The sequence below is a fragment of the Pseudomonas sp. 2995-1 genome (genome assembly GCF_002742505.1).
Classification (GTDB): domain Bacteria; phylum Pseudomonadota; class Gammaproteobacteria; order Pseudomonadales; family Pseudomonadaceae; genus Aquipseudomonas; species Aquipseudomonas sivasensis.
On the sequence record NZ_LJSA01000604.1, the window covers coordinates 100,786 to 121,978 of the forward strand.

General features: G+C 51.2%; 21 protein-coding genes and 1 pseudogene. 13 read left to right on the top strand and 9 right to left on the bottom strand.

What is annotated here, in order from left to right; translation table 11 throughout:
* Positions 1-76: 76 nt before the first annotated feature.
* From AOA61_RS28740 to AOA61_RS28750, 3 genes are read right to left on the bottom strand one after another with little or no spacing between them, the layout of a single operon-like run.
* On the bottom strand, positions 77-427 hold the full coding sequence (locus tag AOA61_RS28740) for a cupin domain-containing protein (protein ID WP_099603214.1): 351 nt from the start codon (positions 425-427) through the stop codon (positions 77-79).
* 12 nt (positions 428-439) lie between these two features.
* Positions 440-1,822 (bottom strand): FAD-binding oxidoreductase, encoded by a 1,383-nt coding sequence (locus AOA61_RS28745; RefSeq protein WP_099603215.1) that lies wholly within the window; start codon positions 1,820-1,822, stop codon positions 440-442.
* 59 nt (positions 1,823-1,881) lie between these two features.
* Positions 1,882-3,282: an amino acid permease gene (locus AOA61_RS28750; protein WP_099603216.1), complete on the bottom strand. Its 1,401-nt coding sequence runs from the start codon at positions 3,280-3,282 to the stop codon at positions 1,882-1,884.
* A gap of 419 nt (positions 3,283-3,701) precedes the next feature.
* Between AOA61_RS28750 and AOA61_RS32455 the strand changes: the two are divergent.
* A pseudogene (locus AOA61_RS32455) lies at positions 3,702-3,882 on the top strand (hypothetical protein).
* 227 nt (positions 3,883-4,109) lie between these two features.
* On the opposite strand, the gene AOA61_RS28760 reads toward AOA61_RS32455, so the two are convergent.
* Positions 4,110-4,463: a hypothetical protein gene (locus AOA61_RS28760; RefSeq protein ID WP_099603217.1), complete on the bottom strand. Its 354-nt coding sequence runs from the start codon at positions 4,461-4,463 to the stop codon at positions 4,110-4,112.
* 114 nt (positions 4,464-4,577) lie between these two features.
* Here AOA61_RS28760 and AOA61_RS28765 point away from each other — a divergent pair, with 114 nt between their 5' ends.
* The 3 genes from AOA61_RS28765 to AOA61_RS28775 are packed head-to-tail and all read left to right on the top strand — an operon-like array spanning position 4,578 to position 7,961.
* Positions 4,578-6,143, top strand: a complete 1,566-nt coding sequence (locus AOA61_RS28765; RefSeq protein ID WP_099603305.1) for a recombinase family protein — start codon at positions 4,578-4,580, stop codon at positions 6,141-6,143.
* Positions 6,140-7,054 carry a plasmid partitioning protein RepB C-terminal domain-containing protein gene (locus AOA61_RS28770; RefSeq protein ID WP_043205933.1) on the top strand — a complete coding sequence of 305 codons (915 nt, stop codon included), beginning with the start codon at positions 6,140-6,142 and terminating at the stop codon, positions 7,052-7,054. The genes AOA61_RS28765 and AOA61_RS28770 overlap by 4 nt, the downstream gene beginning before the upstream one ends.
* Before the next feature lies 1 nt (position 7,055).
* A complete protein-coding gene (locus AOA61_RS28775) occupies positions 7,056-7,961 on the top strand; it encodes a plasmid partitioning protein RepB C-terminal domain-containing protein (RefSeq protein WP_015885958.1) in 906 nt (301 codons plus the stop codon).
* A 289-nt stretch (positions 7,962-8,250) separates the two neighbouring features.
* Here the strand turns inward: AOA61_RS28775 and AOA61_RS28780 are convergent, their stop codons facing one another.
* Positions 8,251-8,508, bottom strand: coding sequence for a hypothetical protein (locus AOA61_RS28780; protein WP_236417899.1), 258 nt, complete (start codon positions 8,506-8,508; stop codon positions 8,251-8,253).
* A 299-nt stretch (positions 8,509-8,807) separates the two neighbouring features.
* Complete coding sequence (locus AOA61_RS28785) at positions 8,808-9,848, bottom strand: GTP pyrophosphokinase family protein (protein ID WP_015885964.1); 1,041 nt, start codon at positions 9,846-9,848, stop codon at positions 8,808-8,810.
* 430 nt (positions 9,849-10,278) lie between these two features.
* Between AOA61_RS28785 and AOA61_RS28790 the strand changes: the two genes are divergently transcribed.
* The 4 genes from AOA61_RS28790 to AOA61_RS28810 all read left to right on the top strand — a co-directional run bounded on the left by AOA61_RS28790 (position 10,279) and on the right by AOA61_RS28810 (position 14,775).
* A complete protein-coding gene (locus AOA61_RS28790; protein ID WP_043205935.1) occupies positions 10,279-10,767 on the top strand; it encodes a hypothetical protein in 489 nt (162 codons plus the stop codon).
* Positions 10,757-11,419 carry a hypothetical protein gene (locus AOA61_RS28795; RefSeq protein WP_099603218.1) on the top strand — a complete coding sequence of 221 codons (663 nt, stop codon included), beginning with the start codon at positions 10,757-10,759 and terminating at the stop codon, positions 11,417-11,419. The genes AOA61_RS28790 and AOA61_RS28795 overlap by 11 nt, the downstream gene beginning before the upstream one ends.
* 1,025 nt (positions 11,420-12,444) lie before the next feature.
* On the top strand, positions 12,445-13,689 hold the full coding sequence (locus AOA61_RS28800; RefSeq protein WP_099603219.1) for an integrase domain-containing protein: 1,245 nt from the start codon (positions 12,445-12,447) through the stop codon (positions 13,687-13,689).
* Positions 13,690-14,055: 366 nt separating this feature from the next.
* Entirely contained in the window at positions 14,056-14,775 is a 720-nt protein-coding gene (locus AOA61_RS28810) for a hypothetical protein (protein WP_099603220.1), read from the top strand.
* A gap of 80 nt (positions 14,776-14,855) precedes the next feature.
* Here AOA61_RS28810 and AOA61_RS28815 read toward each other — a convergent pair whose 3' ends face one another.
* A complete protein-coding gene (locus AOA61_RS28815; protein ID WP_099603221.1) occupies positions 14,856-15,926 on the bottom strand; it encodes an inovirus-type Gp2 protein in 1,071 nt (356 codons plus the stop codon).
* Between the two features lie 378 nt (positions 15,927-16,304).
* Positions 16,305-16,535 carry an AlpA family transcriptional regulator gene (locus AOA61_RS28820; RefSeq protein ID WP_099603222.1) on the bottom strand — a complete coding sequence of 77 codons (231 nt, stop codon included), beginning with the start codon at positions 16,533-16,535 and terminating at the stop codon, positions 16,305-16,307.
* A 647-nt stretch (positions 16,536-17,182) separates the two neighbouring features.
* Here AOA61_RS28820 and AOA61_RS32460 point away from each other — a divergent pair.
* The 3 genes from AOA61_RS32460 (at position 17,183) to AOA61_RS28840 (ending at position 19,273) form a co-directional block, all read left to right on the top strand.
* On the top strand, positions 17,183-17,455 hold the full coding sequence (locus tag AOA61_RS32460; protein ID WP_256583514.1) for a hypothetical protein: 273 nt from the start codon (positions 17,183-17,185) through the stop codon (positions 17,453-17,455).
* Positions 17,456-17,541: 86 nt separating this feature from the next.
* A complete protein-coding gene (locus AOA61_RS28830; RefSeq protein ID WP_099603224.1) occupies positions 17,542-18,510 on the top strand; it encodes a DUF932 domain-containing protein in 969 nt (322 codons plus the stop codon).
* 490 nt (positions 18,511-19,000) lie between these two features.
* Positions 19,001-19,273, top strand: coding sequence for a hypothetical protein (locus AOA61_RS28840; RefSeq protein WP_099603226.1), 273 nt, complete (start codon positions 19,001-19,003; stop codon positions 19,271-19,273).
* A gap of 39 nt (positions 19,274-19,312) precedes the next feature.
* On the opposite strand, the gene AOA61_RS28845 is transcribed toward AOA61_RS28840, so the two are convergent.
* On the bottom strand, positions 19,313-19,657 hold the full coding sequence (locus AOA61_RS28845; protein WP_099603227.1) for a helix-turn-helix domain-containing protein: 345 nt from the start codon (positions 19,655-19,657) through the stop codon (positions 19,313-19,315).
* Between the two features lie 136 nt (positions 19,658-19,793).
* Between AOA61_RS28845 and AOA61_RS28850 the strand changes: the two genes are divergently transcribed.
* Both AOA61_RS28850 and AOA61_RS28855 read left to right on the top strand, forming a co-directional pair.
* On the top strand, positions 19,794-20,246 hold the full coding sequence (locus AOA61_RS28850; RefSeq protein WP_178075228.1) for a hypothetical protein: 453 nt from the start codon (positions 19,794-19,796) through the stop codon (positions 20,244-20,246).
* Between the two features lie 33 nt (positions 20,247-20,279).
* Complete coding sequence (locus AOA61_RS28855) at positions 20,280-20,657, top strand: hypothetical protein (protein ID WP_206199181.1); 378 nt, start codon at positions 20,280-20,282, stop codon at positions 20,655-20,657.
* The last annotated feature ends 536 nt before the right edge of the window (positions 20,658-21,193 follow it).

Below are 21,193 nucleotides of genomic sequence, written 5' to 3' on the forward strand. Positions count from 1 at the left end.
CGTCTATGTGAAGTATCAATCCAGAAAATCAGCGATTGATACAGCTAAGGTAATGAATACGCATGAGTTTGAGCGTTCAGTAAATAGCGTACACCTTCCTGACCGTCTTGATCACATCCCATCGGCCACTCCAGCCCGGTGGGAGAATGATCAGGTCGCCGCCCGTTACCTCCACAACACGGCCGCTGGCCTCATCAGTCAATAACGCCACGCCAGAGAGAATATAAGTGAACTCGGTGTCCGCGCGATTGATGACCGGCCAGCCGCCCGGTTCGCACTCCCACACCCCGAGATTACCAGATGCCTCACGCGCAAGTTGCTGGGTCGCTATTTGCGGATCTCCCTGGTCCGCTCCAGCACGCAGTCCCCCAGGGTTCAGCGGCAGAGATTGGAGGTCGGCGGATTTGATAATTGTAAATGAATTCACGTGATTCTCCTGTTAATGGGCACCGGTCAATTTTTCCAGCAACTTCGCAGTGCAAGATGGGCGATGGGTAATGCGTTCTTCGATATCGCTGAGTGAAGCCGCAGCAAGGCCGCCGTTGACGCCGAGCCAGCGCAGTGGCTCTGGCTCCCATGCTGGAGAACGGTGATTGACTAAAGGCAACGTATTGATCTGCTCGTCCCGGCCAAGAATAAGGTTGCGCAGAATGCGACCGGCCAAGTTACTGGTGGCCACACCATCACCCACATAATTACCTGCCCAGGCCAAGCGTTTTTCCCGATCAATACTCACCGTAGGACACCAGTCACGTGATACACCGAGTGCGCCCCCCCAACGATGCGTGATGCGGGCATCAGCAAGGTCGGGGAAGAACTCCAACATTGCGTCATGGATTTTGGAGTGAACCTTATTCACCAGATCGGCATCTCCAGACATCTGCGAGCCCCAGTGATAAGGCGCGCCGCGGCCTCCGAACACCACGCGTCCCTCTGCCGTCACCTGCCCATAAACCCTGAGATGGCGCATGTCATTAAATGCCATACGATGGTCAAGATTGAGTTTGCCGAGTAACTCACGAGGCAACGGCTCAGTGGCTAGCACTAGCGAATACAGCGGAATAACAAAGCGCGAGTAACCAGGTTGCTGCGAGGTAAATGCCTCTGTCGCACGTACAGTGAAGCCGGCCTTGACCGACCCTCGTGCCGTGCGCACCTCTCCTGGAGTGAGTTCCGTAACCGCAGAGTGTTCATATATCCTAGCCCCCATTTGCTCGACGAGCTCAGCCAGGCCGCGCACCAGCTTTCCTGGATGGATAAGTGCGCAGTGTTCGGTATAGAGGCCACCTAAGGTGCCTTGGGCGCCCACTTTGGTGAAGGCTTGCGCACTGTCGAGGACTTGCCATTGGTGCGGTAATCCGAAACGCGCAGACGCATCTACCGTTGCCTTGGCGCGCACCATCTGTGGGGCGCTGCGGGCCAACGAGAGAAAACCTTGCTTCGAATAGTCTGCGTCGACGCTTTCTTTGGACAGAACACGGCCGATCTCATCGACCGTATTATTCATCTCAGCCTGCAAATCCAGCGCGGCAGAGTGGGAATACAACTCGGCCACACGGGAAAGCGAGATCGGGAAAATCGCCGAAGCCCAGCCGCCATTTCGTCCGGAAGCGCCAAACCCCACATGATGTTTCTCAAGCAACACCACTTGAAGTGACGGATCACTCTTGAGCAGATAGTAGGCCGTCCATAGACCCGTGTATCCGGCGCCAACAATCACCACATCTGCCTGCACCGAGCCGTCCAAGCGCTCACGGGATGGCGCAGATTCGAACCACAGAGGCTTGTTAGGCAATTGATTCAACCCTAATTTTTCCGACATGCTATTGGCTTCCCACTGACCGCCCTAGATAAGGCTTGCGTCCGATACGGCTTGGCTTGCTAAGTGCTGCTTGCCGGCCGAGTTTTGAGTTCGGTGCTGCTCTGGCGAGCACGTTTCCACCGCAGAACAGCGTATGAGAGGGCAATCACCAGGATTGCGATCACACATTGAAGTAGGCTGACCTGCATCGTGGCGTCGAACGCCATGCTTGCCAGGACGGCGATGATTGAAGCGGTGACCAACAGTGGCAGCCAGGGATGAGCCCACATGGCGAACTTCAACGAGCCCTCATTCAGCCATTTCTGGCGAAGCTTGAGTTGCGAAAGACAGATCATCAGGTAAACAAACAGGAAGACTGTCCCGGAAGAGTTGATAAGGAACTGAAACACTGTATCTGGCCATAGTGCTGCAATAACAACGCAGCCATACCCCACGAGCGTCGAGGCGATCACGCCTCTTACCGGAACGCCATTACGGCTCAGTGAGGCCATCAACCGCGGGGCTTCATCATTGGAGGCCAGCACGAACAAAAGACGCGACGAGGTGTAGAGTCCCGCGTTCAGCACCGAAAGTACGGCAACCAGAATAACCACGGTCAATAGCGTACCCGCGCCAGGGATACCAATATGTTCAAGCGTCGTGACAAAAGGCGATTTACCCGGAACGATATCCGTCCAGGGCTGCGCTACCACGATGAAAAAGGTGGCCAGCACAAAAAACACCAGGATTCGAACCATCACTGTGTTGACGGCCTTGCGGATGTTACGCGAGGGATCTTCAGACTCCGCAGCGGCGAGGGTCGCAACTTCAACGCCGGTCATAGAGAAAATCACCACGACGACTCCGGTGAATAATGACGACACGCCATGAGGCAGGAACCCCCCATGTTCGGTAAGGTTACTGAAGCTTGCAGTCGAGCCGGGCCAAAGGTTAAACACGTAGATGCCTACGACAACCAGAAACACGACAATAGCCGCAACCTTGATACCCGCAAACCAGTACTCCGCTTCCCCAAAGGAATGGACGGACATCAAGTTCAGTAACGTCATGCTTATCATCAACCCCAGCGCAATGACCCAAACCGGAATATCTGGTAGCCAGCCATTGATAATCTGCCCGCCGACGACTGCCTCGAAACCCACCACGATGACCCAGAAATACCAATAGAGCCATCCCGTCATATAACCTGCGGGACGCCCAAACGCCATACGGGCGTAATCGACAAAAGAGCCTTTAGAAGGATGTGCAGCAGCCATTTCGCCAAGCATACGCATCACCAACGCAACGATAAGGCCGGTGATGGCGTAGGTGATGAAAGCACCCGGGCCGGTGGAAGCTATTACTGCGCTGGAACCTACAAATAGCCCAGCGCCGATAACTCCACCTAGCGCCAGCATGCTGATATGCCGCGTCTTGAGTGAACGTTTCAAACGCGGGTCGTGCTCGGTCTGAATAGGCATGGTCGTCTCCTTTTATTGTTAGTGATCAACGGGCCTGACAGAAGGGTATGCATGTACGAAATGATTGAACATCGTAAAAATCCATGTATCGAGCCGCCCCACTGTACAATTGTATGAACACTCAGCAGTTTCACGATTTCAGCAGTATTCAACCCATAGGAATCAGGACGGCAAAATTTCTCGCTGACTATGTAGGTTTCTAGTTTTGGCGGGCGGAAGATCGGTAAAGCGAGCGCAGTAGCTATCGAAACTATGTTCGATGATGGATTGGGCGTAGCCCTCCTCCAACGCATCAAGCAGATTGGCTAACCCTCCGTAGTCTCTTCGCTTTGTGGCAATTTCTAAGCAATCCGCGATTCCTGCCTGACCAAGGCACCACCGGTACTACGCTTGTACTTTTCTCGAAAGGAGTCGATGCAATGCTAGGTGACTATTCCCTGTCAGATGTACTGGAGAGGATGTACACCAACCAACCAGCCGGCCCTTGAGGTCGCCTTGATGGAGCTGACACTGCAGGTCGAACAGCTGAGGGAGTCAGACGTGGGGGAGAATGTCCGTGGGGCACTGCACACGATTGGTGAAAACGCTGGCCACATCTAACAGGGCACCTAGCCAAGCTAAAGGGTTCGAGCGCCGGTTAAGCCACTTCTATGTCCTTTTAGAATCGCAGCGGGCAAGCCAGCGATGGTCAATATTAATTTGTATGACGGACTGCTTACGGCCAATACCTGCCATTTTTGAGCGTCTGCATTTGGCCGATTGCTGCCTGTCGTGAGGGGCAGCAAGCGGCCGTCGGGTGTCTACGAAACCCGGGGCGAATCATTGAGCTAGGGCAGCTCATCCGCCACCGACAAACAACAGTCAATTGCAATCACTGCCCGCATTAGATCATTCCTCAATGATGGAAGCGTAGCGCTTATTACTGAGCTGTTTCGCTTGGACATATTTAGGAAAGTTGCCAATACGGCGTCGGAGTGCTGAACCGGACGGGCTAGATGCTCACCACGAGGGCCACAAGTCCCTTTCAGCCAGTTTTTAGCAGTACGTTCGTTTGCATTCGTCCACTTCATCAATGTCTTCACGGCCTGGTGCGTGGAGCCCAACTCACTTTGTAATGCTGCCGCAAGTCCCGACGCATAGTCTTGTTTGTCCGGAAAAATTTTGCCTTTTTTAGGAATCATTTTTCCCCCTCAAATCCTCTATGGTTGAAAGACACCGCTTGCTTAAGTAGCAAGTAGATTGAATGCGTCCCGATGGCGCACTCCCAGTGTGGATGCACGCAGGGGCTATTGCGTATGCGTAGTGGTAAAAGTGCTAAATCAGAACACTCACGCCGAGAACCAGGTTTGGCAGCGGCGTACGTCCGGATGTCCACAGAGCATCAACAGTACTCAACTGAAAACCAGCTCGAAACCATCAAGGTTTACGCAGCCGCGCACTCTCTCGAAATCGTCAAAATTTATACCGACGCAGGAAAAAGCGGCCTTCGCCTCGAAGGCCGGGACGCGTTAATTCAACTGTTCAGCGATGTTGAAAGCGATGTTCTCGGTTTTTCGACCATTCTCGTCTACGACGTCAGCCGCTGGGGGCGCTTTCAAGATCCGGACTTGGCCGCCAGCTTCGAGGTCCGTTGCAGACAGGCAGGTGTGTCGGTTCACTACTGCGCGGAGCAATTTTCCAATGATGGCTCGCCCGTATCTAATATCGTCAAAAGTCTGAAGCGCATGATGGCGGGCGAGTACAGCCGGGAATTGTCTGTCAAAGTCTTTGCGGGCCAATCCCGCCTCATACAGTTAGGCTTTCGGCAAGGGGGAATAGCGGGCTACGGGCTTAGGCGTCAATTGGTGGACGCTGCTGGCAACCCTAAAGCAGAACTAGCGCTTGGCGAACACAAAAGCATCCAAACCGACCGTGTGAGACTTATTCCCGGACCACTGGAGGAAGTTGCAACTGTTCATTGGATCTATCAGCGTTTTGTTGAAGCGGGTTACTCAGAGGCCGAGATAGCCCAACAACTGAATAGTCGAGGACTTCAGAATGACCTAGCCAGGCCTTGGACCAAAGGGGGAGTTCATCAAATCCTGACCAACGAAAAATACATCGGCAACAATGTCTGGAACCGGTCCTCCTTCAAACTTAAACAAGAACATGTGAGGAATGATCCCGAACAATGGATACGCGCTGACGGTGTCTTTCCCCCTTTAGTTGACAACATACTATTCGCCGCAGCCCAAGAAATCATCCAGTCGCGCAGCTACCGCATGTCCGACGCCGAAATGTTGGAGAGGCTTAAAAAGCTATACGAGAAAGCGGGTTATTTATCCGGCATGATCATCAACGAGTCTGACGACTGCCCTTCCACCACAGCCTATACATCGCGGTTTGGCAGTCTTCTGCGTACCTACTCGCGCATAGGCTATACCCCTTCGCGGGACTACGGCTATGTCGCCGCCAATCATCAGCTTCGGTTGATGCATCCTCTCCTGCTGGCTCGAACCGTAGAGCATATTCAGCAAGTCGGAGGAAGAGTTGCAATCGACCCAACCAGCGACCTGCTTCTAGTCAACGAAGAGATTTTGATTTCTCTCGTCCTGTGTCGCTGCCGGCGCGCTGACTCGGGCACGAATCGCTGGAAAATACGCTTCGATCTTGGTCTTTCACCTGATATCACCGTTGCCGTTCGAATGGAGCCAGGGGAAGAAATCGCCCGCGATTACTACATCCTGCCTACCCTTGATATTCAACAACCCAATATTCGTCTGAGCGAGTCAAACGCCTCCAATCTGGAAATCTATCGTTACGACAGCCTCGAAGCACTCGCGCAACTTTCTCGTCGAACGGTCGTGGGGAGAGCCGCATGAATATGCCGCACCATCCTCGTAGCCCACTACATGTTGGGGAAGCAACGACTATCCTAATGGTCAGCCTGGATCGTATCCGCGTCCTCAATCCTCGCGCGCGTAATAAACAAGTGTTTGCCAAACTTGTCGAAAACATTTCGAACCTAGGCCTGAAACGACCGATTACGGTTACCCCAAGCAGCGACCAAGACAACTCTGATTTTTTCGAACTAGTGTGCGGGCAAGGTCGATACGAAGCCTATTGCGCCTTGGGCGAGCGCGAAATTCCCTGTGTCGTCGTCAGTGCCAGTGAAGCCGACCGGTTTCTAATCAGCCTGGTCGAAAACTTGGCCCGCCGTAAGCACACGAACAAGGACCTGCTCTACTCTATTCAAATTCTGTCTGATCGCGGATACACCACCAAACAGATCAGCATGAAGACCAGTCTGGATCCCACTTACATCAACGCAATCCTTCTACTTTTACGTCAAGGAGAAGAGCGGCTCATCTCAGCAGTCGAAAAAGGCTGGTTACCCATCACACTTGCGACAATGGTGGCTAGGTCGAGTGATACGGAAGTACAGGTCGCGATGGTGGAAGCTTATGAAACGGGCCTCTTGAAGGGAGAACAGCTGATTAAGGTGAGACGCCTCATAGATAGGCGTCGATTTTCAGGAAAAAACTACGGTCAAAAGCGATCAGCCACCGAGCAATCAACGACGCCTCAAAAACTTTTGAGTACTTATCAGACCGAAGTCAGGCGCCAACGAGTCATGCTCAAAAAGGCCGATATCAATGAGCAGCGAGTATTGATCATCGTTACTGCTATGCGCCGACTGCTGGCCGACGACTATTTCTGCACCCTACTACGCAGCGAAAATATCGCAGACATGCCTAAGTCGCTGGCTGACCGTATTCAAGGAGAGGCGTGATATGGGCCAAGTGAAACAAGGCTTTGAACGGCAGATCATCCCAATCCCCGTTGACCGAATCCTTCCGACCCGATCTTTGGACAAAGATATAGAACAGACAAAAAAATACTTAACTATCCTAACTTCGATTAGGGAGTTGGGCGTTATTGAGCCGCTGGCAGTGCATCGACAGCAGACCAATGTGGAGGGGACCGCAGCTTTCGTGTTGCTAGACGGCCATCTACGCCTGCATGCACTTAAAGCGCTGGGCGCCACTGAGGCACTGTGCTTACTCTCAATCGATGACGAAGGTTTCACATATAACCGGCAGATTAACCGCCTAACGCCTGTGCAAGAGCACAAGATGATTCTCACCGCTGTGCGTAAAGGCATTTCCCCCGCCTTGATAGCAAAGGTTCTGGGTATCAATGTAGAGAGAATCCATGATCGACAGCGCATGCTCGATGGCATCGCGCCCGAAGTAGTAGAAATGCTTAAAGTCAAAATGGTCAGCCAAGGAGTATTTCGCACACTGAGAAAAATGAAACCCATGCGCCAAATCGAAACCGTGGAGCTCATGGTATCCGCCAATTGCTTTACCCAAACTTACGCCGAAATGGTACTTGCAGCTTCACGGCCGGACATGTTGATCGAAAAAAAATCCAAGCTGTCCGCAGAGGTCAGCGTCGAGGAGCTGGCGAGGATGGAGCGCGAGATGGAAAAGCTCTTTCACGATTACAAGGTCGTGGAGGACACGCTGGGGGAGACCATGCTGTTTTTAGTCGTTGCCAAGGGTTATCTCGCTCGTCTGCTGCGCAATGAAACCATATCGGGCTACTTAAAGCGTTGCCACAGCGAACTTCTAGATGAACTAGCTGCAATCATGGAGGCAGTTAGCTCCGACGCAAGGAAGCCTGAGCGAGAGTGACGAACCGACCTGGCGAGAAGATAGAAAGCTGTACCAACCACAGGAACTTGCCAATTACTTGGCAATATTCAGGACATTTTCTGATAGTTCGGGATAAACCTAGAGCATATGTCAGCAATTCCATACCTACTGTCTCAATGACTGCACTGGGCTGGTTGCCGACTGGCATTCCTAGACAGAAATCTCTTGTCAGCAGTCTACAAACCAATTGTAAAACCGATATCCCGCAGCCACCGACACGGCGCAGGTTCCAAGGGCCAATAGAGGCCACTAGAGAATCCGGGGCGATTCAACCTTTGGGAATAGTCAGGGGCGCGAACTTGTTTTTTTGCCCTTGCAGTGGCACCAGTTTGCACCAGTAGATCGAGTACGCATTCGGGCTCGTTTGCTTGATTGAAACGGCAGCCACGACAGATTTAACCTCGGTCTTTTTGTATATCTTCATGGACGCATCCATATAGCTTGCGGCCAGGCATCTCGCGTCCGTAAGCAGCTGCTCGTACTGCTGATCCAGCAGGGTGACTATAGTTTTTGCTTCTTTGCTCATGACCAAGGCTCTCTGCTTTGTAAGAGCCAAATGGTGACAGATCGCTGAGCACCCCAAATTCGATTTCAGACGATTTTATCGTCGGAAATCTAACAAAATTTGAGTTGGCCGGCTGACACTATCGATCTGCCGTGCACTAGATAGACGACAGATGACGATAGGGCAGACGCAGGAAAATATCACGTACAAAGGATGCACAATAGATACCCCCGTTATTTCATGCTTACTCCTAAAAAATGTATTCCCATTCGCTCAATGGCTACATGCTCTATCGGCTTTATGAGGTTTATAGGAAAATTTTACGGCATCTGATTGTAAAGCTTAGCTATCTGTGCAAGTCGCGTTGGACGTCCTTTGGCTCTTCCCATAGGATGCCTGGCTAAAACTTCGTCAACCTTATTTTTCAATAACCCAGCCAAGAGCAAGTCTGAACTATCCCTCTCTAATATATCCACATTTTGTTCCTCGGCAAATCTGAGAAGGCGATCAAACTCTGTCTGGACAGTTTCCTTAAGATTTTCTCCGCCGGGGCAGATCGCATTATGAATCCCTCCAGGCGAATTAATTCCTAACGCCTCTAGTTCTTCAAATAGCTGTCCAGCATTGGCGGAAAACCCGGTTCCGACTTCTAGCTCCTTTCTCATACGCGCTACAAAATCATGGACGTCATCAAATGCGCCAGTTCGATGAGTAAGACGCTCATCCGTATCGGTCAGAAGTCTTTTGATCGTTAGGTCACCCGCCTTCGTCAGCAGCCCTAACTGGTCTATGAACTCCCTCTCCGCGTCAGACAGCTCACCGCTTAGCGGTTTATATTGAAGATCATGCTCAATTTCATTGAAAACATGTGCGAGCAAGCTACAGACTTGAATCTCACATGTAGTACCGTCTAGGTTAGAGTTTGTACCTGCGAAGTCTTCTTCAATTAAATATACTTGGCAGTGAGTTGCTCGGTAATGCCTCCCTACTTCTGCGCGATCTTTTACATCAATATCTGGCTCACCGCCGTCTCTTCCGACAAAGGCCTGCCTTATTTCCTGAACAACATTTTGACGATCTGATTCTAAATAGGTTGCGATTCGCACCCCGGCTAAATCACTGATCCTCTCAAAAACCTCATCAACACTGTTATATCTATTCCGAAGCTCTGCCTTTCGCAATTTGTCGAAAAAGCTCTTTGGATTCTTCGCGCGCCGCTGAACGGTTGCACGCACAGTTAATTTTTTCTGTACGATTTCTATACATTTTTGATATACCAAATCTGCCATCTTTGAGTACCTGTCATATTCCCGCAGATATCTCTGGTGACATTCCTGAATTTGCTCATCGCTTAATGGCATTCTCATTCCTTGAAAGCTTGGATTTGGTATCGCGTCCCGAAATGGCGGAAATCCCCCATGGTGGACCGATTATTTAAGCGGGACCTCATAGCAAATAGATTCGCCGATATCATAATGCCATGCGACTAATCGCAATGCCATCCGAGGTACGTCTTTGCGATCAGCTTTGCTTGGTAGACGCCTCTAGGTCAGATTCGGGTCTATTTCGGCCGGTAGCGAAGGGTGAGCAGCCATCTCTGAAGGGCGGCTCCTGGCCGATTTTCGCCACCCCTACAGGCTGCAATGGGAAGGAAGTATCGTCCACAAACGCCTACCGCAGCGTCTGTTTTTGGTTCTTGTGCTCTAACTCGGTAAAGTGTGCTATATGCAAAATTTGACGACTAGCCGATAGCGCGCAGCCGCGCACGGGACAGATATGGAATCAGGCTACATGAAGAAGAATCAGACTGAACCGGTCTACAAAGAGTACCTACGCTTCAGGTTTCCTGGGTTTGGTTCGGAGGGTACGTGCTTCCTACGGGTCTGGGTACGACCAAGCGGGTTGGTTGTCCTCTGCAGTCAGCTTCTCGAATATTACGGTACGTCGGTGACCAACGCGGTGGAGCAAATCCTTGTGGCGGCCATCGAGCGGTTGCAAGAAGATGTCGGATTGGATCACCTTGTTGCTCCTAGGCGTTGGTGGCGATTTCGAGCTGATCACGAAGATTTCATTAGCCAGGTCGTGCGGCGTACGGTGTGGATTGAGCACTACCCACCTGGAGCCGGACTGCATCCTGCTGGTTCGTTTGCATTGGTGGCGTTCGACAGCGATCTGCATCCAGTCTGGAACTACGTATCCAAGAAGACGGCTGCAGGAGAATGTGGCGTGGACGCAGCACTCCTCGAAGTTGATACGCAGTTACTAAAATATGAATCCTAGACGCCTCATCCATCATGGGCCGCGGCTGATCAACATCCTGCACAACCAGCTCCCGCACCACGTTATATCTGAAAACGGCCTTGTGGGCGGCTCGAAGGACGCGCATCAGGCAGAAGCTTCAGTACAGCAATTGATCGTCAAACTGCTCACACCTCACCTACCCTCCCCTGACTTGGTAAGGAATAACAAGCAGGCTCTCGAGCATCCAACACTTGGCCGCTGCATTCCCGATGTGATCATTGATCGAATTGGCGGTTCTCCTTGGGGATATTTTGAGTTGAAGACCTTGCTTGCCGAAGATCAGTTGACTGAGGACGCAGTCGAGCATGATTTGAGAAAGTTATGTGCCTATAAGGACGCTCGTCCTGAAGCAGCGGCAGTCTTCGTCCTCGTAGGTACACGCAAGAGGCTATCGGATAAATACGCGAAAGCACGCTGGGAAAAAGCCGGAATTAGCGCTGAAGAGTCGGCATTCAGCACGGGGCAGTTGCGGCCTCAGAAATTGTTTGATGCTAATTACATTGCGATTCCTTGCGGATGGTCTGGAAAGGCTAACGAGGTGATGACCCTGACGTGGGAGGTTCAACCCACTAGCAAGTTTCGTATTCAGTCAGACACATACCGATTTCTGGCATGCATGGCTGGCCCTTGATATTCAAAACTAGGTTCTTAAGGTGCTGTTGGGTGAAAGCTCAAATAGGTCAAACAATTGATCGCTTCGGCTAGGGGCATACCGACGCACATGAATGTCTCTTTATGGCCGTCTGTTGCCTACCACGCAGGATAAAATACTGCTTATCAGCAAGCCACGAACCAGTTATAAAAACGATATCCCGCGCCAACCGACACGGCGCAGATTCCGAGGGTCAGTAGAGGCCACTGCCCTTCGACGCCTAGCCACCACTGCACTTTGAACAGAAACGCTCCTACCAAAACGCAGGCCAGAACACCAAGAGCCAGGCCAACCAAAGCGAACAGTCGAGCCCCTAACCCAGGATTTCCGCCGTGCCAGTTCTCACTCAGGCAAAAGGGGCAATGATTGGAAGAAAGCGAATACCCCCAGAAACCACGGCTATATGACGCTCTCGGAACCATCGCCTTGCCACAGTTGTGACAGGTAACCATCGAGTGTCTCATATCGCACCTCAGCTCAAATCATCCTAGATGAGCCGATGGTGCGCTACCGCTGAAAAAACCCAACTACGTGACCTGACATCTACCCAGCGCCCGGTGTGAGCTGGGCTCAAACCCTCGTAGCCAGATAACCGAGGTTATGGCTGTACACGACCAACTCCATTGAATGCTCGCCGGTGGCTGACTGACCTCGCCCGGTCGCAGAGCGATAATTCAGGACGCCAGTTCAACTCCTCAAATAGCCGCTCATCGGAAATGCGTGTACGGGGGCACTTATGGGGGCACTTAAAAATAAACCGCTCAGTAAAGTTATTTAAAACAATAGGTTATGTATAGATTTTCAATCCCCCCGGCTCCACCACTTCAACATCTAAAGATGTCCAAGGACGTCTTTTTTTGTGCCTGAAATCCAGCAAACACGGGGGTTTCAGGTCCAACGGAGTCCGATGGTATCTGAGCACATCCTACAATTCGTGTATTCCACGTGGTATTCCAAGCCCACGACTGCTATTTTTTGGAATACACGCAGTATCGGAGATTCTCATGGGTGCCCAAGCCACTCGGCTTTCAGACATCAAAGTCAAAGCAGCAAAACCAAAGGAAAAAGACTACATCCTCACTGATGGCGATGGCCTTCAGATGAGAGTGAGGGCTAATGGCTCAAAGCTCTGGAATTTTAACTACATTCACCCAATCACCAAAAAGCGGATCAATATGGGCCTTGGTACGTTTCCGGAGGTGAGTTTGGCTCAAGCCAGGAAACGGACGGTAGAGGCCAGGGAGCTGGTGGCGCAAGGGCTTGATCCGAAAGCGAAGCGTGACGAGGATCGGCAAACGTTAAGAGCGACTACGGAACATACCTTTAAAAACGTAGCCACCGCTTGGTTCGAGCTCAAGAAAGACTCGGTTACTACTGCTTATGCTGAAGATATCTGGCGCTCTCTCACGCTGCACGTTTTTCCTGACTTGGCCGCTACCCCAATCTCTGCGATCACTGCTCCGGCGGTTATCAAATTGCTCAGGCCGCTTGAGACCAAAGGCAGTCTTGAGACCGTGAAGCGACTGAGCCAGCGTCTCAACGAGATCATGACTTATGGCGTGAACTCCGGCTTGATTCACTCGAATCCACTGAGCGGAATACGCTCTGTCTTCAAGAAACCCAAGAAGACGAACATGGCAGCACTTGCGCCAGACGAACTCAATGAACTAATGGTGACGGTGGCCAACGCCAGTATCAAAAGGACCACACGCTGCTTGATTGAGTGGCAACTTCACACCATGACTCGCCCTGCAGAAGCAGCCACCGCACGATGGGCAGATATCGACATCAGCAAAAAAATCTGGACGATACCGCCTGAGCGGATGAAAAAGCGCCGGCCCCACATCATTCCACTCACGGAACAAGCTTTGGAACTCTTGGAAGCTATAAAGCCCCTTAGCGGGCACCGCGAGTATGTCTTCCCGGCGGATCGAAATCCCCGTACTCATTGCAACAGCCAAACAGCTAACATGGCTCTGAAGCGCATGGGTTTCGAAGGCCGTTTGGTTAGCCACGGCATGCGCTCAATGGCCAGTACCATCCTCAACGAACACGGCTGGGATCCTGAACTAATCGAGGTTGCCCTGGCTCACGTGGACAAGGACGAGGTGCGCAGCGCCTATAATCGGGCAGATTACATAGAGCGCCGAAGGCCAATGATGAAATGGTGGAGCGAGCATATACAGGAAGCGGCTACCGGGAACCTTTCTATGTCCGCAACCAATGACAGCCGGAAAGTAGCCCACTAGTGTAATACACACGATTTTGCATGATATGACTTACGTGTGAATCACGAGGCGCAGTGCCCGATCGTCCTCTCGAGACCAGGCAGGGGAATGTACTCATTTCCCACGTAAGGTATGTGAGATGGCTATGGCGCATGATAAAAGCGACCAGACCGAAGGAGCTTACTCCCGCTCAGACTTTCTCGGTAAACGGCGCGCCTTGGTGGCCGACTGGAGCAAATTTACCAACACTGCAAAAAGCCTACAAATCTTGAGTTTGAGTTATCCTCCCACTACACGAGTGCAAAAGCAGCAGCATATTACTCGTCATCACAACGCCAGCTAATGAAGCGCGAAATTGTATTAATGATCAACAACAAGGAATAAATAATGATTAAACGAGCCCAGCCGCTATTTGCACCGCAAGAATTTACAACAAACATGAATGAACGCATAGGCAACACTACAATTGATGAAGCTATAGCTAGAAACCATGACTTAATTGGTCATCACTTTTTCGACCCCCTACTTAATCTCGACGACTATACTCAATTGCTTGAGAGCATCCGCGCGGTCACAGACCACCCTGCACTACAAGCTGAATTAGAAACTTGCTGGGAAGAACAACACATACAGCAGGATGAAGAATTCAACACACTGTTGCATCAAGTGAGATATGCGTGCCTTTACCTTGAGCTGGGGAGCACCGCTGAGGCACAAAAAAACCGTGATCGGGCATGGGCTTTCACCAACTATGCCAGTGTAATGGTCGGCGAGATCATAGAAAAATCTGCAGCCTTCCAAAATTCAATCGAAGCAGATAATCGTTCGAGCCAGAACAGTAGAAATGCTCAAGCACGAAACAAATCTATCCTTCTGGTAAAAAACGAGGCAGCAAGACTACTAGTGGAGCGACAACCTGAGGATGGGTGGCCAACAAAGATTAAAGCCGTTTACCACCTTGAAGATCCTTTGGCCGAGTTTATTGAAAAAAATAACATTCCTGCTCTAAAGATTTCAAATATTGAGAAATGGCTGACCGCGTGGCTACGTGAAGATGTACTCGTTAATCAGGCTTGGGAAAAAACCAAGCATGCTAAAGCACGATAAAGTCTAGATTAGCGGCATTGAATTTTATTCATCGACCAGACTGCCTTCAGCGCCTCTAAGGGGCCTCTGCGGTGATGCCCCTAGACCATGCGCTCCCTTGACGACGAAACAGCCCTTGGCCTACCACGGGCGCCTTTGGGGGCAGGGCTTAACCCTTTGCCCATACCCCGGCCTTGAGTTTGCAGCTTCATGTAAAGGTCCGTTTTCGTGAGGTAGATCACCGCGCCTCGCAAAGCCTCACGTAACGCGGACTGAGTATGGTCGATCATCCCGACCCCACAGGTCTTGTAGGCGTGCTTGTTCGCATTGCAGTTGAAATACAGACCACGCCCTTTCGTGACTACATCCGCCCAATACTCACCCACCCGCCTAGCCAGGGTCACGTCTTCTCGAACCTTGGATCCATCAAAGAAAAACATCATGTGGTAATGGAAGCCCTTCTCCGGCCCGTGCTCCAGCTTCCAGATATAGCCCACCATATCGTCAAACAATTTGTTCGACCTGGAGTTCCCGAACAGGCGCTCTCGATCTTGCTTAGCAACTGCCTGCGTAGTTTTGGAGTTCTCTTTCGAGTAGGAAAGATCAACCCTCAGCACCAGCAGCCTGGAGTAGCGCTCAAACAAAGCATCAACGTACCCGGTGAGCTCCTTATAGTTTTTGTTGCTTGATCGCTGATAGCTATTGAGCCGTGCTTGGAAAGCTTTAGTCTTGACACTTTTACGAATCTGATTCACACACTCATTTAAATGCTTCATGAGCATTTCAGTTTCATTAATAGGCCTTTCAAACCTCCAGGTCATGCAGTGGTAGTACAGATCAAACTCTTTAACCTTACTCATCGCCATCTCCAGATATGGCTCAAGCGTATAAAGAGCGTTGAACCGGTTATCGTCCGGCATGTGTAGCCTTACCAACCTGAGCAACAATTTACCGGAAGGGTAGCTTTCCAGACTTGAGTTACCAAACTCATCTGTCGCAGTTAGTCTGAACGCATCTCCTTGCGACCTTACTAGCCTTCCTACAACGGAAGAAGCGTCTTTCAATGTACAGATCAATCCTGCGTCTACAGCTCCTACCTGACCGACACCTTTTATGTGTACGTCCATCTTACTCACGAGCGCCGTATAGCGCTCCTCAATGTCAACACTCATAAGCGCACACCATCACTTCTCCAGAGACTCGTTAATTAAATGAAGTTACCGACCTACTTGGTTACTGACCAATCCCATCCACTTCGTTTGTCTAAACACACCTCCTACTCACATACTCATGCACATCAACAGTCATAGGTTGTCATTAAGAATGACAACACCTACTCATTAACGAGACCATTAACAATACTGCCAACACTACTAATAACATATAAACCAGAAATAATACCGCGACAAAGCCCTGATCAAAGCACTACCGACAACGGGCCTTTCAATCTAAACAGAAGAGAATTCTATATACAGAGTTAGTGTGAGATCTCAACACAAAATAGCTAAGGTTTTTCAGCACAACCACCTAATAACGTTCCGGTTCAATACTCAGCGCGCCTCCTTAGCAAACATTCGCTGCTCAATCCAGGTGGTGATTTCGGAGTCAATCCAGCCTATAGCTGCAGCCCCCAATTTGATCGGTTTTGGAAACGTGGCGTCGTACCTTGGTGACTGGGCGTCCATGCGGTCATAGATCGTTGACCGGCCTAGACCAATGCGCTCGCTCAGCTGCTTGAGCCGTAAAACTCTCGGGTAGGGAACAGATGTTGAATTTGTCACTTGCCTTCTCGCTGTTGGCTTGGGAGTGATCGAACTTTAAATCTCTCTCAATCCAACAAAAAGGTCGGCAGCGACGAGTATTTTTTTCCTGAGCCTCGAATAGATCTTTGACTCAAGCTGAGCAAGTGCTTTCGCAGTAGAAGTGGTTTACCTGCCTGACACCCGCCAAAGCGACAGGTCGCCTCTCCCGTCAGTCTCTCAGCTGTAACGCAGTGTGAGCGCGCCTCACGCTCAGTAGCTATCGACCAAGCAAGACAGTGCTCAATAGTTCGGGGGGACAGCACTGATCATTCAGGAGCACGATTAAATGTAGGCCACTGCGTATGCCATAACGCATCCAGGTAGTTTTTTCCCAGCGAATCACTCTAGGCGAAAATGCAGTCAAAAAGCTCCGCAAAGGGGAGCAAGGAACTAACTCTGCACATCGAAAACTGGAGTCGTTTTCAACGGGAACTAACTCCGTATAGCATTTACTGAAAATTGCCGGCTTTTGGCACCGCCACAAGGTACCCAACTTGCCCCTCCCCGAAATTAGAACGGTTTCTAAGCCTATATCACGACACTGAACATCCACCATGGAATCCAAAACCATGTCATTTCAGTGCCCTCGCTGTAACTCCAAAGAAATTGCTTTACTCAGAACAGCCATGACGATCGGGGCCAGTGTTGGTGCCGTAGGCGGTGCTGCGCAAGGAGCGAGTACCGTACTCGCGGGTAGCCAAATAGGCGCTACTGCCGGCGCGCTTGCCGGACCGCTCGGCATCACCATCGGTACAGTCTCGGGCGCCCTTCTTGGCGGACTCGCTGGCGGTGTAGGTGGTTGTGCCATTGGCGCCCAGCTCGGCGAAAAACTGGATCGCCATGTATTGGCAAATAACCGCTGTTTGGTCTGCGGGCATCGCTTCAACCTACCCACTTAAATCCACCTCTCCCCCCACGTTAATCCCGGATCGTACTGCTCCCTGCGCAGTACCTATTCCGACCTGTACTCAAAGGAATCTTTCCCATGGCTCACCTCATTGAACAAATGGCTTACGTTGGTGCTACACCTTGGCACGGCTTGGGCAGTCGCCTTACCGAAAAACAACCATTAGAAGTCTGGCAGCGCGAAGCGGGGATGAATTGGCAGATTCAAGACAGTCCGGTTCATTTCAAAGCCGAGGCTGCCGGTCCCTTGGGCAGCATTCACACCTTCCCGGAACAAAAAGTGCTGTATCGATCAGACACTAAAGCCCCATTGTCAGTGGTCTCCAATCGCTATCAAGTTGTGCAACCCCGTCAAGTGCTGGAGTTCTACCGAGACCTGACGGAGTTCTCTGGCTACGAGCTGGAAACCGCCGGCGTGTTGAAAGGTGGACGCAAGTTCTGGGCTCTTGCTAGAACGGGTCAAGCGGCCACACTGAAGGGCAATGATCAGGTCAACGGCTATCTGCTGCTAGCAACCTCCTGTGACGGCACACTGGCGACTACCGCCACTCCCACCACCGTGCGCGTGGTCTGTAACAACACCTTGAGCATTTCTCTCAACGGCGCCACTCACGCCATCAAGGTGCCGCACAGCACGCGCTTTGATCCTCGAACTGTCAAAAAGCAACTGGGCATCGCCGTCTCGCAATGGGACGAGTTCATGTATCGGATGCGCATCCTCGCCGAACGCAGAGTTCAGACAAAAGAGGCCCTAGGTTTCTTTATGGAAGTTCTGTGTGACACCAGCGCACGTGACCACATTCCTGAAGTGCTGCCCAACAAGCGCGCGGTGGAGAAAGTGCAAAGTCTGTATGAAGGAAAAGGTCGAGGTGCCGATCTATTGTCCGCACGCGGTACGGCCTGGGGATTGCTGAACTCGGTAACGGAGTACGTGGATCACGAGCGTCGAGCCCGAAGCTCGGAGTATCGAATGGATTCCGCCTGGTTTGGTCAAGGTGCAGCGATCAAACAGAAAGCCCTGAATGCTGCAATGCAACTCGTGGCATGAGCCTTGGGGCATATATCTATACAAGCTCAATGTAAGCGACATCGCTCGAGACCCGGAACCCAGCTAGTCCAATCACAACCTGACATGGGAAAGACGCTCGCAGCCTGGTAGGCACCTGGACTCTGGACCATGTTGTTATCGGTGCAGAAGTCCACGTGTCACTCGCCGAACCCCGCTTTTCTAGGCGCCACCCAATAAACATCCCCCCGTGACTCCCACTTACAGGTACCAAGACAGGAAATACGTCTATGACAGTACTTCGATTTTTCCTCACGTTGTTCATGTTCATTTGCCTGCTTGCCGGTAGCAGCATCGTGGTAACGACCATTTGCCTGATGTTGCGCTTCCCACCCCTACTTTTTGCCGTCGTGTTGGGCTGTGTTCTGTTGGTCATCATTCTAAGAAAACTTCGCGCGCATTACCGCACGGCGGTTTGATACCCATAACGACATGCTCAGCACTGCATTCACTATTCAGATAGAGGCCTCGCATGAACCCAAACTGCTTGATTTGTGAGTCTTCAGCTGTCCTTAGCCAAGAAAGCGCCAAGGCGATCGTTCAGTTCTTTACTGTGCTAAATAGCTTCGCTCACGAATGGCAAACAACCCCTTCCACCAAGAGCATGCACACAGTGGAACCTATGGCGTGGTTTCTGCAGAACATGACGGCGGCTGTGGCCAGCGCCGCCTCAGCGTTTAGCGCAAGTGACAGGTTTATTCAGGATATGCACAAATATCAATTCGGCTCCTTTACCTATTTTTGATTACGCTGCGACGCCCACTTTGACTCCGTCGAGCCATGATCACGCTTTAAGTCGATTAACTAAACGCTCGACCAGTTCGACCACCAATTGTCTATCGGACTGATTCAAGGATGCCAATAAATGACTGATCCGACTCGCCTGGTCATCGACCAGTGGGCTCACCTCACTCAGTAAGTCAGCCGCCCCACAGCCAAAAATGTCGGCGAACTCCAAAAGCCGAGTGATATTTGGCATCACGATCCCTCGCTCAATGCGAGAAACCGCCTCGTTCCCCACCCCCAAGTGTTCTGCAACCGCCTCCTGGGTTAGTCCGCTACGAACCCGCTGTTTAGATATGGCGCGCCCCACTGTGCCCGCCAATTGCTTCTGATCAATTTCAGCCATTTTGCTCTCCCATCTCAACCTAGATGGTTGGGCATCACCTCATTGACATGAAGAACATGAAAAGTTGAAAATCACCCTTAAAGGTTGCTATTCATCCCAAAACTACACATCAGCCTCCTCGATAAGGAACATCCCTATGAATACCAAAACCCTACTAATGGTGGCTCTTAGCTGCCTGGCTGCAAATAACGCCTCTGCCGGAACCAATACTTGGACCTCGGGCTGGGCGATGGGCACCGCCGAATATGCCGTCGACGACGGTAACGGCAATGAATTAGTGATTGCATGCCCCAGTGATGACGACCGCTATGTCTCCGCCAGCGCCACCGTAAATGGCCGGGGGTATAGCTCAGAAGACGGGCGAGGTTTTGACCTCATCGTGGATGGAAAAACCTTCCATAACCCGTTTTACACAGACTGTCGCGCCTGCAGCAGCATCTTCACTCACGAGTTCTGGGGGGCCTTGCGCAAAGCCAATCGGCTGCAGTTCAGCGCTCAAGGCAAGGTCTTCAACCTACCCACTCAGAACCTCAAGGCGGTATTGCCAGCTCTGAACGACGAAAACAACAGCTGCTTGGCTGCCTGGTAACTGATCTGCCAATCATCACAAAAGGAGAATCACGTGTCTCAACAAGGCGAAAACCCACAGAGCGGCGTCAACGAAGAAGACCGTAGTACAAGCAGCATCAGCCCAGTCATGATTGGCTGGGGTGTGGCAGCGGCGGTGTTGGCAATAGTGAGTGTGACCTTCAATACCTCGTCCATGGTATTGAGCGCAGGCTGGTTTGCTAAATGCGTGGCCGTTCTGGTCGGCGCGATTTTGGGCTGGCTGGGTGCCATGGCCGGTGATGCGATCCGTAAATTCGCTCATCCAGATGCAGTCTTCACCAATGGTGGCATCCTGAGCCTAATTTGGATCAAGGTGTTTTGGGCGGTTGGCCCGCAAGTACTTGGCTTATGTGTGGGCGTATTCTTCGGCTGCGCTATGGTGCTGCGCTGATGCACGGAGTCAGCCTGCACCCAAGATGCAGTACAATCGCTGCACTTTTGCTACTGGTGGGTTGCTCCGATGAAAATTCGCACGCCAGAGGGGAATTTCTTTCTGGATGCGTACAAAGCGGGGCGCCTAAAGCTATTTGCCAGTGTACCTTTCAGAAACTGGAGGCGAAGTACTCTCCAGCGCAGCTTCGCTCGATTAGTAATCCTGACAAGCTGCTCCAGGACGTAATGATTGCAGCACGCACCTGCCAGAAAGAGTGAACGTCAAATCTCACCAACAGTGACCCGAACGGATAGCTAACAAATAAGCCTGAAGAGCCGGCCTCAAAAATGGGTCGTTTCTTCAGGCTTTAATTTTGAATTATGCCGATTAGTTAATCACCTCGGACACTCTAGATATAAAAATAACTTCATTGAGTTAATGCGGTATTGCACTCAGTGTTTGCGCCTAAACAGACTAGAGCTGACCGTTTGTAAATTTTTTTATCATAAATTACCAAGCGCGTTGGCTCGCCTCACCTAAAATCATCGATAAAG

Coding starts and splice junctions, on each gene's coding strand:
- AOA61_RS28830 (WP_099603224.1), top strand. CDS start 17,542: ATGGCTCACCTCATTGAACAAATGGCTTACGTTGGTGCTACACCTTGG.
- AOA61_RS28750 (WP_099603216.1), bottom strand. CDS start 3,282: ATGCCTATTCAGACCGAGCACGACCCGCGTTTGAAACGTTCACTCAAG.
- AOA61_RS28810 (WP_099603220.1), top strand. CDS start 14,056: ATGATTAAACGAGCCCAGCCGCTATTTGCACCGCAAGAATTTACAACA.
- AOA61_RS28815 (WP_099603221.1), bottom strand. CDS start 15,926: ATGAGTGTTGACATTGAGGAGCGCTATACGGCGCTCGTGAGTAAGATG.
- AOA61_RS28780 (WP_236417899.1), bottom strand. CDS start 8,508: ATGAGCAAAGAAGCAAAAACTATAGTCACCCTGCTGGATCAGCAGTAC.
- AOA61_RS28770 (WP_043205933.1), top strand. CDS start 6,140: ATGAATATGCCGCACCATCCTCGTAGCCCACTACATGTTGGGGAAGCA.
- AOA61_RS28790 (WP_043205935.1), top strand. CDS start 10,279: ATGAAGAAGAATCAGACTGAACCGGTCTACAAAGAGTACCTACGCTTC.
- AOA61_RS28785 (WP_015885964.1), bottom strand. CDS start 9,848: ATGCCATTAAGCGATGAGCAAATTCAGGAATGTCACCAGAGATATCTG.
- AOA61_RS28765 (WP_099603305.1), top strand. CDS start 4,578: ATGCGTAGTGGTAAAAGTGCTAAATCAGAACACTCACGCCGAGAACCA.
- AOA61_RS28845 (WP_099603227.1), bottom strand. CDS start 19,657: ATGGCTGAAATTGATCAGAAGCAATTGGCGGGCACAGTGGGGCGCGCC.
- AOA61_RS28745 (WP_099603215.1), bottom strand. CDS start 1,822: ATGTCGGAAAAATTAGGGTTGAATCAATTGCCTAACAAGCCTCTGTGG.
- AOA61_RS28795 (WP_099603218.1), top strand. CDS start 10,757: ATGAATCCTAGACGCCTCATCCATCATGGGCCGCGGCTGATCAACATC.
- AOA61_RS28760 (WP_099603217.1), bottom strand. CDS start 4,463: ATGATTCCTAAAAAAGGCAAAATTTTTCCGGACAAACAAGACTATGCG.
- AOA61_RS28800 (WP_099603219.1), top strand. CDS start 12,445: ATGGGTGCCCAAGCCACTCGGCTTTCAGACATCAAAGTCAAAGCAGCA.
- AOA61_RS28840 (WP_099603226.1), top strand. CDS start 19,001: ATGAACCCAAACTGCTTGATTTGTGAGTCTTCAGCTGTCCTTAGCCAA.
- AOA61_RS28775 (WP_015885958.1), top strand. CDS start 7,056: ATGGGCCAAGTGAAACAAGGCTTTGAACGGCAGATCATCCCAATCCCC.
- AOA61_RS28850 (WP_178075228.1), top strand. CDS start 19,794: ATGAATACCAAAACCCTACTAATGGTGGCTCTTAGCTGCCTGGCTGCA.
- AOA61_RS32460 (WP_256583514.1), top strand. CDS start 17,183: ATGACGATCGGGGCCAGTGTTGGTGCCGTAGGCGGTGCTGCGCAAGGA.